This window comes from Amycolatopsis sp. GM8 (genome assembly GCF_021653975.1).
GTDB lineage: Bacteria > Actinomycetota > Actinomycetes > Mycobacteriales > Pseudonocardiaceae > Amycolatopsis_E.
Genome location: NZ_JAJKFK010000013.1, coordinates 139,067 through 149,602 on the forward strand (window position 1 = coordinate 139,067; position 10,536 = coordinate 149,602).

A 10,536-nucleotide genomic window follows, 5' to 3' on the forward strand; every position below is an offset into this window, starting at 1 on the left:
GCGGAGGATGTTCGTCCACCTTTCCTCAGATGAGACAATCAGGGCGTGACCGCTGATCCGGAGACGCGCCTGCGGGCTGACGCGCTGCGTAATCGCGCCCAGATCATCGCGACGGCCAAGGTGATGTTCACCGAGGACGGCCCCGAGGTACCGATGGAGGAGATCGCCCGCCGGGCCGGTGTGGGGGTCGGCACGCTCTATCGCCGTTTCCCGGATCGGGAGGCGCTGATCAAAGCGGTGTCGAAGGACAACTTCGCGGAGGTGCTCACCGAAGCGGAGGCCGCGGAGGCCGAGGAAGCGACGTCATGGGAGGCGCTCGTCCGGCTGCTGAGCCGCTCCCGCGGCCTGCGGTTGAGTATCCGGCTCGCGCTGCTTTCGCCGCAGGCGTGGGAAACGATCCGCGTCGATCCCGACTACCAGCGCCTTCGCGACGACCTGCTGGCGATCCTCGACCGGATCGTGCTGGCCGCGCAGCAGGAAGGCACGCTCCGGCCCGACGTCGGTTCGGGTGATGTCGCGGTGGTCGTTTCCTTGCTGCTCCGGCAGATCTTGGTCGCCGCCGACGTGACGGACCTGGTCGAGGAGCGGACGCTCGCCCTGCTGCTGGACGGTTTGCGTGCGCGGCACGGCGTCCCGCTGCCCGGCCGGATCATCACCGCGGACGATCTCCGGCACGGCTGACCAGTGAGAACGCGGCCTAGTCGCCCATCGGATGCCAGACGGTCTTCGCCTCCAGGTACCGGCGCAGGCGGGAGATGTCCGGCCGCGCGGTCCAGTCCGGCTCCTCGGCCGGCACGGCGAGCACGCGCTTGACCGTCCCCGCCGCCTCGCGGGCGAGCGCGCCACGGTCCTCGGCGCCGATCGGGTCGAGCGCGTTGACGTCGCCATGCGAAGCCAGCCACGGGCCCAGTTCCGCCGCCCGCCCGGTGAGGATGTTCGCCACCCCGGCCGGCAGGTCGGACGTCGCGAGCACCTCCGACAGGGTGATCGCGGGCAGCGGCCGCTCCTCGCTGCTCACCACGACCGCCGTGCAGCCGGTCGCGAGCACCGGCGCCAGCACGCTGACCAGCCCCAGCAGCGAGGACTGCTGGGGCGCCAGCACGCCCACGACCCCGGTCGGTTCCGGCACGGTGAACGAGAAGTACGGCCCCGCGACGGGATTCGCCGCGCCGAGCACGCTCGCGATCTTGTCGGTCCAGCCCGCGTACCACACCCACCGGTCGATCGCGGCGTCTACAATGGACGCACCACGGCGACCGCCCTCGGCGGCCGTGACCTCCGCGACGAACTGGTCTCGGCGGCCTTCGAGCATCTCCGCGACCCGGTACAGCACCTGCCCGCGGTTGTACGCCGTCGCGCCGGACCAGCCCGGGAAAGCCTTGCGGGCGGCGGAAACCGCGTCCCGCACGTCCTTGCGGGAGGCGTGCGCCGCGTTCGCGACGAACTTGCCCTTGTTGTCCTGCACCGGATACACGCGGCCGGACTCCGAGCGCGGGAACGCCCCGCCGATGTACAGCTTGTAGGTCTTGGCGACGGTCACCCGTTCAGACACTGAGGTATCCCTCCAGGCCGATGCGGCCACCTTCACGGCCGAAGCCCGATTCCTGGTATCCGCCGAACGGTGCCGCCGGATCGAAGCGGTTGAACGTGTTCGCCCAGACCACTCCGGCGCGCAGCTTGTTCGCGACCGACAGGATTCGCGAACCCTTCTCCGACCAGATTCCCGCCGACAGGCCGTACGGCGTGTTGTTCGCCTTCGTCACCGCCTCGGACGGCGTGCGGAACGTCAGCACCGACAGCACCGGGCCGAAAATCTCCTCGCGGGCGATCCGCATCGACTGGTGCACGTCGGAGAACACCGTGGGAGCGAAGAAGAATCCGCGTTCGGGCACCGGGCACGAACTGGTCCAGCGGTGCGCGCCCTCGGCCTCGCCTGCCTCGACCAGCTCGCGGATCTTGGTCAGCTGGGTGGCTGAGTTGATCGCGCCGATATCGGTGTTCTTGTCCAGCGGGTCGCCTATCCGCATCGTGGACACCCGGTAGCGCAGCTTGTCCATCACCTCGTCCACAATGGACTCCTGGACGAGCAGCCGGGATCCGGCGCAGCACACGTGGCCCTGGTTGAAGAAGATGCCGTTCACGACGCCCTCGACGGCCTGGTCGAGCGGCGCGTCGTCGAACACGATGTTCGCCGCCTTGCCGCCCAGTTCCAAGGTCAGCCGCTTCGAGGTGCCGGCGACCTCGCGCTGGATCAGCTTGCCGACCTCGGTGGACCCGGTGAACGCGATCTTGTCGATGTCGAGGTGCCGCACCAGCAGTTGCCCGACGTCGCCCGCGCCGGGCAGGATGTTCACCACTCCCGGCGGCAGCCCGGCCTGCTGGCAGATCTCGGCGAACACCAGCGCGGTCAGCGGGGTGGTCTCCGCGGGCTTGAGCACCACGGTGTTGCCGGTCGCCAGCGCGGGCGCGATCTTCCAGGCCAGCATGAGCAACGGGAAGTTCCACGGGATGATCTGCCCGGCCACGCCCAGCGGTTTCGGGTCGGGCCCGAAGCCGGCGTAGTCGAGCTTGTCCGCCCAGCCCGCGTGGTAGAAGAAGTGCGCGGCGGCGATCGGCAGGTCCGAGTCGCGGGATTCCTTGATGGGCTTGCCGTTGTCGAGCGACTCCAGCACCGCCAGCTCGCGCGAGCGTTCTTGGATCAGCCGCGCGATGCGAAACAGGTACTTCGCCCGCTCGGCACCCGGCATCGGGCCCCAGACCTTCTCATACGCCCGGCGGGCGGCTTTCACCGCGGTGTCCACATCGGACAGTGACGCGGTGCCGACCTCGGCGAGGACCTCTTCGGTCGCGGGGTTGATCGTCTTGAGTGGTTCGCCGGAGCCGTCGACGAACTCGCCGTTGATGAACGGCCGGTAGCTCGGTTTGAGGTTCGCCAGGTCGCGGGATTCGGGCGCGGGCGCGTAGTCGAAGACAGCCACTAGTCCACCGTCACGTAGTCAGGGCCACTGTAGTGACCGTCGAGCTGGGTGCGCCGCTGCAGGATCAGGTCGTTGAGCAGGCTCGACGCGCCGAAGCGGAACAGTTTCCGGGTGAGCCACTGCTCGCCGGCCACCTCGTGCACCGCGACGAGGTAGCGGATCGCGTCTTTCGTGGTGCGGATGCCGCCGGCCGGTTTGACGCCGCGCAGCTCGCCGGTGCTGGTGAACCAGTCGCGGACGGCCTGCAGCATCACGTGCGTGACCGGCAGCGTCGCGGCGGGGGAGACCTTGCCGGTGGAGGTTTTGATGAAGTCGCCGCCGGCCAGCAGCGCGAGCCACGACGCGCGCCGCACGTTGTCGTACGTGGCGAGCTCGCCGGTCTCGAGGATCACCTTCAGATGCGCGTCGCCGCACGCGGCCTTGACCGCCTGGATCTCCTCGAACACCTGCCCGTAGCGGCCTTCGAGGAACGCGCCGCGGTCGATCACCATGTCGACTTCGCTCGCGCCGGACTCGACGGCGAGCGCGACATCGGCGAGTTTCGCCGTGCGGTTCGAGCGACCGGACGGGAACGCGGTCGCGACGCTGGCCACGCCGATCCCGGTGCCCTTGAGATTCTCGACGGCGGTGGCCGCGAGGTCCGGGTACACGCAGACGGCCGCGACCTGCGGGGTGTCGGGATGATCGGGGTCGGGGCGCTTGGCCTTGGCGGCGAGCGCGCGGACCTTGCCTCGGGTGTCGGCGCCTTCGAGGGTGGTCAGGTCGACCATCGAGATCGCGGTGTTGATGGCCCAGAGCTTGGCGGCCTTCTTGATGCTGCGCGTGGCGAGCGAGGCGGCGCGGGCTTCGACGCCGACCTGATCGACGCCGGGGAGGCCGTGCAGGAACCGGCGCAGGCTGGCGTCGTCGCGGGTCGCGTCGTCGAGACTCGCCGGAAGAGTCGGTGTACTCACGCCCCGATAGTAGGCGGCGGCTGCGGTCGGGGAGTGCGGATGACGTTGACCGCGCCCCAGAACGCGAACCCGGTGACGCGCACGATGGGAGCGCCCGGCGGTGGTGCGGGGCGGGCGCCGAAGCGGTCTTCGGTTTCGAAGGCGCCCATGAACCCGATACCGTTCACTTCGACCAGGACGTCGTCAGGCACGGTGATCTCGATCCCGCCCATGATCGCCACGGCTGTGATGGTCGACTGGCGCTCGGCGAAGCGCGCGTTGCGCAGGTCGATCTCGATGCCGCCCCAGAACGCGAAGCTGGTGTGCTGCGGCGGCACGATCCAGCTGCCCTTGCGGGTCGCGCCGGACATGACCGCGATCGAGGCCGGCGAGCCGGGTACGCCGCCGATCCGGTTGTCCACGACGCGTGCCTGGCTCGGTTCGAGGGTGCCGGAGGGCGCGACGTCGGGCAGGTCCGCGATCGGCGGCTGCAGGTCCTTGAGCGTCTTGGCGGCGTAGACGGTGTCGAGCCGTTCCTCCAGCTCCGGCACGGTGATCCGGCCCTCGGACAGCGCGTTGTGCAGGATCTGCGCGACCCGCTCGCGGTCGGCGTTGGAGGCCCGCATCTCGGGGCGTTCAGGCGTCTCTTCCGTCACAGCGCAGAGAGTAGCGGTTTGGGCCCTTTCACCGGGTACTCTTTCCGTTCATGGATACGCTCGTCGTCGATCACCCGCTGGCCAAGGACCGGCTGTCGACCATGCGCGACGCCCGTACCGACAGCGCGGCCTTCCGTGCGGCGCTGCATGAGCTGACCGTGATGCTGATCTACGAAGCCACCCGCGACGCCCCGGTGAGGACCGAACGTATTCACACCCCGGTCGCACGGACGCAGGGTTACCGTCTCGCGAACCCGCCCTTGTTGGTGCCAGTTTTGCGGGCCGGCTTGGGTATGGCGGACCAGGCGCACAAACTGATTCCGGATGCGCAGATGGGTTTCGTCGGCCTGGCGCGTGACGAGAAGACCCTGCGGCCGACGCCGTACATGGAATCCTTGCCGGAGAGCCTCGCGGACCGCCCGGTGTTCGTGCTGGACCCGATGCTCGCCACTGGCGGTTCGATGGCCTACACAATCGGCCTGCTGACCGAACGCGGCGCCACCGACGTCACCGCCATTTGCGCATTGGCAGCCCCAGAAGGCCTGAAGCACCTGGAAGAATCAGGACTGCCGGTCAGGGTCGTCACGGCAAGCATCGACGACCGCCTCAACGACTCCGGCTTCATAGTCCCAGGCCTAGGCGACGCAGGCGACAGACAATACGGCGCAAGATAAACCACAAAACACAAACCACCACCCGGCAACAAAACGCACCCACCAACGCAGCCCACCCACACCTCCCCCAACCCCGATAGAAAGCCGCCCTAGCGGTTGGCACGTCGTGTCAAGGGTGGACGAAGTCCATCGCGAAGCGACGCCGAAGGCGCCCTTGATACGACGTGCCAACCGTTAGACACTCGGCCATCGGGGTGGGCCCGGCGACAACCCCGGCGCGAAGCGCCGGGCCCTCGCGCTCCGCGCGAGGGAAAAGAAAAAAGATGTCCTCGCCGGACGGGCAGGCTCCAGGATGACCGACCCCAAGGGACCTCACCTTGAGTAGGTGGTTGAGTTGGGTGGTCATCCCGTCGCCTGCGGTTTTCGAATATCACTTTTCCTCAGAGCCGCAAGCTTTGTGTCCCCGGCCGCCGGACCCAGCCAAAGTTGCGGCCCTGACGAAAAGTGATCGTGCCCTTTTCAGGCGACGGGATGACCACCCAACTCGTCCATGGCGCTATCGCCGCCATCCCTTGGCGTGTGCCCTCAGTGCTTCCTCGTATACCTGGCCCACATCAAAGTTCTCTGGCAGGTTTCCGTTCAGTTCCAACGAAACCAGGCCGTGCACGATGCCCCATGAACTGACGGCGATTGTTTCCGGGGGGACGTCCGCGAAGTGTCCGGTGGAGATGCCGTCCCGGACGACGTCGACCAGGGGGGCAAGGGCGCTGCGGCCCATTTCGTTGGCTTCCGGGTTTGGTTCGAAGCCGGGGACGGATTTGGTGAACATGATCGAGTACAGGTGTGGGTCCGCGAGTGCGCTTTCCCGGTAGGCCAACCCGAGCCGGACGAGGTCCTCGGCGGCGTCGCCGGTGCGCGGCACGGCCCGCATCCGTGCCCCGAACCGTTTGAAGCCTTCGGCGTAAAGGGCGTTCACCAGGTCTGGTTTGCCGCCGAACAACGAGTAAACAGCAGTTGTCGAAGTACCCGCGTCGGCGGCGAGCTTGCGCAGGCTGAGGGCCTTCGCACCTTCGGTGGACAGCAGTTCACCCGCGCGATCGAGCAGGCGTAGCCGGAGTGCCTCGTCGTGTGTTCTGGGTCGGGCCATGCCCCCAGGGTAACGCAACACTGTTATCAAACCTGGTGAAGGATTTGACCTGGAGTGCACTCCAGGTCGTAGTGTCGGGGTTCATGAGCTACTCGATAGCGGAAGCCGCCCGCCGGAGCGGGCTCTCGATCGACACGCTCCGGTACTACGAGCGCATCAAGCTGGTCGACCCGCCTTCGCGCGACACGGCGGGCCGCCGGGCCTACTCGGATGACGACCTGACCTGGCTCGTGTTCCTCACGCACCTGCGCACCACCGGCATGCCCATCAAAATGATGCGGGAGTACGCCCAGCTGCGTCACCACGGTGACGCAAGCGCCGCCCGCCGGATGGGCATCCTGGTCGAGCAACGCGCCTCGGTGCGCGCCAGGATCGCCGACCTTCAGTCCTGTTTGGACGTTCTCGACTACAAGATCGACAACTACGACCGGATCTGCCGGGACATGGCCGGCGCCGGTGCGACAGTGGAGGAGATGTCCGCGTGATCCCGACGAGGAAGCTCGGCGAGCTCGAAGTGAGCGCACAGGGCCTCGGCTGCATGGGCATGAGCCAGTCCTACGGCGTGCGCACCGGTGACGAGGAGTCGATCGCGACCATCCATCGTGCCCTCGAGCTGGGCGTCACGCTGATCGACACGGCGAACGTCTACGGCGCGGGTGCCAACGAGGAACTCGTCGGCCGTGCCCTTGCGGACCGCCGCGACCAGGCGGTGCTCGCGACCAAGTTCGGCATCGTGTTCACCGACGGCGGCCAGTCCGTCCGGGGCGAAGCCGCGTATGTGAAGCAGTGCTGCGAGGAGTCGTTGCGCCGCCTCGGCGTCGACCACATCGACCTCTACTACCAGCACCGCGTCGACCCGGACCGGATCGAGGAGACCTGGGGCGCGATGTCCGAGCTGGTCGCCGAAGGCAAGGTCCGCTACCTCGGGATCTCCGAAGCCTCCGCCGCCAGCATTCGCCGCGCCCACGCGGTCCACCCGGTCACGGCGCTGCAGAGCGAGTGGAGCCTCTGGACGCGCGGCATCGAGGACGAGGTCCTGCCGGTCTGCCGTGAACTGGGCATCGGCATCGTGCCGTTTTCCCCGCTGGGCCGGGGTTTCCTGACCGGCGCGGTGACGTCGGTGCAGGACCTGCCCGCCGACGACATGCGTCGCACCATGCCCCGGTTCACCGAGGCCAACCTGGACCGCAACCTTGCGATCGTCGAGGCGCTGCGCAAGCTCGCCGACGAGAAGGGCGTGACCGCGGGCCAGCTCGCGCTCGCCTGGGTGCAGCACAAGGGCACCGACGTCGTGCCGATCCCGGGCACCAAGCGCCGCACGTACCTCGAAGAGAACGTCGCCGCCGCGAACCTCGAACTGTCCACAGAGGACATCGAGCGGATCGAGACGGCGTTCCCGGCGTCCGCCGTCGCGGGCGAGCGCTACCCGGCCAGCATCGCCCGCAACGCCGGCCGCTAGCCCAGCAGTTCGGTCACCGCGCTCGCGGCCCCGGACAGCGCCACCACGCGCTGCTCGCGGGTCGCGAGCGAGCGCACGGTCACGTTCCCTGCGTCCCAATCCTCCTGGCCGACGATGACGACCGCCCGCGCGCCCGCCTTGTCGGCACGGGTGAGTTCCTTGCCGAGCTTCCGCAGCTCGATCGGCGTGGACGTGCGCAACCCCGCACCCCGCAGCTCGGTCGCGACCTTGCGTGCTGCCCCGGCAAGCTCCTCGGCGACCGGGATCACCACGACGTCGACCTCGCTACGCGGCTTCGGCGCAAGGCCGTGCGTCTCGAGGAAGTCGATGAGCGTCACGTCACCCATGCCGAACCCGATGCCCGGAATCTGCTGCGGGGTGAACATGCCCGCGAGGTCGCTGTACCGGCCGCCACCGAAGAGCGCGCGGCTGTTTTCGGGCGAGGTGTCGAAGACCTCGAACACCGTGGACGTGTAGTAGGCCAGCCCCCGCACGATCATTGGCTCGAACCGCACCAGACTCGCGGCGTCGGACGAGAGCACCTGGACCAGGTTCGAGGACTCCTTGACGGCCGCCGGCAACTCGTCGAGCAGCGCCGTCCCCGCGCCGAGTACGTCGCCCAGCTTCTCGAACTGCTTGTCGCCCAGCCCGATCTCCTCGGCCTGCTCGGCGAGCCTGTCGCGGTCGTACTTCTCCCACCGGTCCACGAGGCCGAACACCTGCGGCAACTGCTCGCCGGTGACGCCGACGAGGTCGGTCAGCGCGGCGGACAGCAGGTTCCGGTCGTTGGCACGCACGACGAACATGTCGTCGCTCGCGCCGACCCCGCGCATCAGGTCGTGGATCAGCTCGAACATCTCGATCTCGCAGTTCGCGCTGTCCGAACCGAAGATGTCCGCGTTGATCTGCCAGTGCTCGCGCACCCGGCCCCGCTGCGGCCGCTCGTAGCGGTGGCAGTTCGGGTGGCTGTACCAGCGCACCGGGAACTGCAGCGAACCCGCGTGCCCGGCGATCATCCGCGCCACCGACGGGGTCATCTCGGGCCGCAGCGCGAGCCGGCGGCCGCCCCGGTCGGTCAGCGTGTACAGCTGCTGGTCGGCGATCTCCTGCCCGGACTTCTTCTCGTAGATCTCGGCGGATTCGAGGATCGGGCCGTCGTAGCGGAGGTAGCCGTAGCGTTCGAGGACGTCGTAGAGATGGTCGAACACCTGCGTCCGGACGGACATCTCCGGGGGCAGGAAATCCCTGGTCCCCCGGTACGGCGCGGTCGGCAGGTACTCGGGCACGACGATCCTCACGTTTTGTAGGTGGCTTGCCACCTAAGTTTATCCAGCTAGGCCACGGCCACGCCCCAGGCCGTCATGAGCATCGCCGCGCCGAGCAGCACCGCACCGCTCACGGTCACCCCGTGTGCGAGCCCGCGGCGGGGGAGCAGGTGCAGGAACAGCCCGCCCGACTGGGCGAGTACGCCGAACAACAGCAGGAAGCAGGCGACCCAGCGGGCGGCGTCGCCGAGCCCGCCCTGTCCGAGCAACTGCAGCGCGACGAGGGAGAGCACGAGCAGTACGCCCGCGTGCGCGTGCCCGGCGCGGAAGAAGGAGCGTTGCTGCTCGGTGAGCTGTCGCTTCCGCAGTAAAGAGAGCAGGGAGTATCCGCCGAACATCACCGTCGGCAGGGACACCAGGGCGATGACGCTGAACAGCTGAACGGGACCGGAGAGAGTCATGCGGCAACTGTAACAGTGTTTTATAACAGTGTCATCCCATCAGTCCGGCCGCGACCGTGGCTCCCAGCTCCCAGCACGACTCAAGGTCTTCCTTGCCGGGCGTCCCGGTGACCGTGACCGCGGCGGCCGCCTGCTCCCAGCCCAGTCCGGTGGTGATCGACTCGATCCCGCGCACGGTCCCCGCCACATCGCTGCCGCCGTGCAGGTAGTAACCGAACGGCCGGCCGCGGGTCGCGTCGAGGCACGGGTAGTAGATCTGATCAAAGAAGTGCTTGAGCGCCCCGGACATGTAGCCGAGGTTGGCCGGTGTGCCGAGGAGGTAGCCGTCGGCTTCGAGCACATCGGACACGGTCGCGGCGAGCGCGGGCCGCCGGACGACGTCCACGCCTTCGATCTCGTCGGTGGTCGCGCCGGAGACGACGGCCTCGAACATGGCCTGCACGTTCGGCGAGGGCGTGTGGTGCACGATCAGCAGAGTCGCCATGGTTGGCGAACCTACCTGCTCATCTCGGCGCTGACCTGGGACGACGCCGTTAGGTGACCCCCGTGTTCAGTGGGTGTTTGGCCGGTGTAATCTTCTCTTCGTCGCCAGGGAGACCGGGTGGCGCGGGGTCGCGAACCAAGCTCCTGCCGGTTGGTGGTAGAGTGGGTGGCCTTGGTCTGGAGCAGCGCAAACCCGATGAGAAATTCGAGTCGGACTGGTGCTCGCGCCAGATCTAGTTAGCAAAAGAATCGTGTTGTTTGAGAACTCAACAGTGTGCTAGTGAACTAAGCTAGTAGAGCTTATATTTGAACCCGTTTTTGGGTTCCTTTGAGATTGATGAGAGTCAATCAAATTTTCTGATGCATTGTTGGAGAGTTTGATCCTGGCTCAGGACGAACGCTGGCGGCGTGCTTAACACATGCAAGTCGAACGCGACCCTTTCGGGGGTTGAGTGGCGAACGGGTGAGTAACACGTGGGTAATCTGCCCTGTACTTTGGGATAAGCCTGGGAAACTGGGTCTAATACCGGATAGGACCATT

The 10,536-nt window shown here is 67.4% G+C and carries 12 protein-coding genes and 1 rRNA gene; 5 read left to right on the forward strand and 8 right to left on the reverse strand.

Going from position 1 to position 10,536, the window contains the following annotated elements; genetic code table 11:
* Positions 1 to 45 precede the first annotated feature (45 nt).
* A complete protein-coding gene (locus tag LOZ83_RS38325) occupies positions 46 to 681 on the forward strand; it encodes a TetR/AcrR family transcriptional regulator (RefSeq protein ID WP_236796825.1) in 636 nt (211 codons plus the stop codon).
* A 16-nt stretch (positions 682 to 697) separates the two neighbouring features.
* On the opposite strand, the gene LOZ83_RS38330 is transcribed toward LOZ83_RS38325, so the two are convergent.
* The 4 genes from LOZ83_RS38330 to LOZ83_RS38345 are packed head-to-tail and all read right to left on the reverse strand — an operon-like array spanning position 698 to position 4,536.
* Positions 698 to 1,552 (reverse strand): aldehyde dehydrogenase family protein, encoded by an 855-nt coding sequence (locus LOZ83_RS38330; RefSeq protein WP_236796826.1) that lies wholly within the window; start codon positions 1,550 to 1,552, stop codon positions 698 to 700.
* Positions 1,545 to 2,978, reverse strand: a complete 1,434-nt coding sequence (locus tag LOZ83_RS38335) for an aldehyde dehydrogenase family protein (RefSeq protein WP_236796827.1) — start codon at positions 2,976 to 2,978, stop codon at positions 1,545 to 1,547. Before LOZ83_RS38335 ends, LOZ83_RS38330 begins: the two co-directional genes overlap by 8 nt.
* The gene (gene deoC, locus LOZ83_RS38340) at positions 2,978 to 3,931 is read right to left on the reverse strand and encodes a deoxyribose-phosphate aldolase (protein ID WP_236796828.1); all 954 of its coding nucleotides are present in this window, start codon (positions 3,929 to 3,931) and stop codon (positions 2,978 to 2,980) included. Before deoC ends, LOZ83_RS38335 begins: the two co-directional genes overlap by 1 nt.
* The gene (locus LOZ83_RS38345; protein WP_236796845.1) at positions 3,928 to 4,536 is read right to left on the reverse strand and encodes a DUF1707 domain-containing protein; all 609 of its coding nucleotides are present in this window, start codon (positions 4,534 to 4,536) and stop codon (positions 3,928 to 3,930) included. The genes deoC and LOZ83_RS38345 overlap by 4 nt, the downstream gene beginning before the upstream one ends.
* Before the next feature lie 80 nt (positions 4,537 to 4,616).
* Here LOZ83_RS38345 and upp point away from each other — a divergent pair, with 80 nt between their 5' ends.
* The gene (gene upp / locus LOZ83_RS38350; protein WP_236796829.1) at positions 4,617 to 5,240 is read left to right on the forward strand and encodes a uracil phosphoribosyltransferase; all 624 of its coding nucleotides are present in this window, start codon (positions 4,617 to 4,619) and stop codon (positions 5,238 to 5,240) included.
* Between the two features lie 496 nt (positions 5,241 to 5,736).
* Here upp and LOZ83_RS38355 read toward each other — a convergent pair whose 3' ends face one another.
* Entirely contained in the window at positions 5,737 to 6,327 is a 591-nt protein-coding gene (locus LOZ83_RS38355; protein WP_236796830.1) for a TetR/AcrR family transcriptional regulator, read from the reverse strand.
* A gap of 83 nt (positions 6,328 to 6,410) precedes the next feature.
* Between LOZ83_RS38355 and LOZ83_RS38360 the strand changes: the two genes are divergently transcribed.
* Together LOZ83_RS38360 and LOZ83_RS38365 are read left to right on the forward strand one after the other, a co-directional pair.
* Positions 6,411 to 6,812, forward strand: a complete 402-nt coding sequence (locus LOZ83_RS38360; RefSeq protein WP_236796831.1) for a MerR family transcriptional regulator — start codon at positions 6,411 to 6,413, stop codon at positions 6,810 to 6,812.
* Positions 6,809 to 7,786: an aldo/keto reductase gene (locus tag LOZ83_RS38365; RefSeq protein ID WP_236796832.1), complete on the forward strand. Its 978-nt coding sequence runs from the start codon at positions 6,809 to 6,811 to the stop codon at positions 7,784 to 7,786. Before LOZ83_RS38360 ends, LOZ83_RS38365 begins: the two co-directional genes overlap by 4 nt.
* Here LOZ83_RS38365 and hisS read toward each other — a convergent pair.
* The 3 genes from hisS to LOZ83_RS38380 are packed head-to-tail and all read right to left on the reverse strand — an operon-like array spanning position 7,783 to position 9,996.
* Positions 7,783 to 9,072, reverse strand: a complete 1,290-nt coding sequence (gene hisS, locus LOZ83_RS38370) for a histidine--tRNA ligase (RefSeq protein ID WP_236796846.1) — start codon at positions 9,070 to 9,072, stop codon at positions 7,783 to 7,785. The genes LOZ83_RS38365 and hisS overlap by 4 nt on opposite strands.
* Positions 9,073 to 9,119: 47 nt before the next feature.
* Complete coding sequence (locus tag LOZ83_RS38375; RefSeq protein WP_236796833.1) at positions 9,120 to 9,512, reverse strand: hypothetical protein; 393 nt, start codon at positions 9,510 to 9,512, stop codon at positions 9,120 to 9,122.
* A gap of 31 nt (positions 9,513 to 9,543) precedes the next feature.
* Complete coding sequence (locus LOZ83_RS38380) at positions 9,544 to 9,996, reverse strand: flavodoxin family protein (RefSeq protein WP_236796834.1); 453 nt, start codon at positions 9,994 to 9,996, stop codon at positions 9,544 to 9,546.
* 364 nt (positions 9,997 to 10,360) lie between these two features.
* Here LOZ83_RS38380 and LOZ83_RS38385 point away from each other — a divergent pair.
* Positions 10,361 to 10,536, forward strand: a 16S ribosomal RNA gene (locus LOZ83_RS38385); the annotation flags it as partial.

Coding starts and splice junctions, on each gene's coding strand:
- LOZ83_RS38375 (WP_236796833.1), bottom strand. CDS start 9,512: ATGACTCTCTCCGGTCCCGTTCAGCTGTTCAGCGTCATCGCCCTGGTG.
- LOZ83_RS38380 (WP_236796834.1), bottom strand. CDS start 9,996: ATGGCGACTCTGCTGATCGTGCACCACACGCCCTCGCCGAACGTGCAG.
- LOZ83_RS38355 (WP_236796830.1), bottom strand. CDS start 6,327: ATGGCCCGACCCAGAACACACGACGAGGCACTCCGGCTACGCCTGCTC.
- LOZ83_RS38345 (WP_236796845.1), bottom strand. CDS start 4,536: ATGCGGGCCTCCAACGCCGACCGCGAGCGGGTCGCGCAGATCCTGCAC.
- upp (WP_236796829.1), top strand. CDS start 4,617: ATGGATACGCTCGTCGTCGATCACCCGCTGGCCAAGGACCGGCTGTCG.
- LOZ83_RS38360 (WP_236796831.1), top strand. CDS start 6,411: ATGAGCTACTCGATAGCGGAAGCCGCCCGCCGGAGCGGGCTCTCGATC.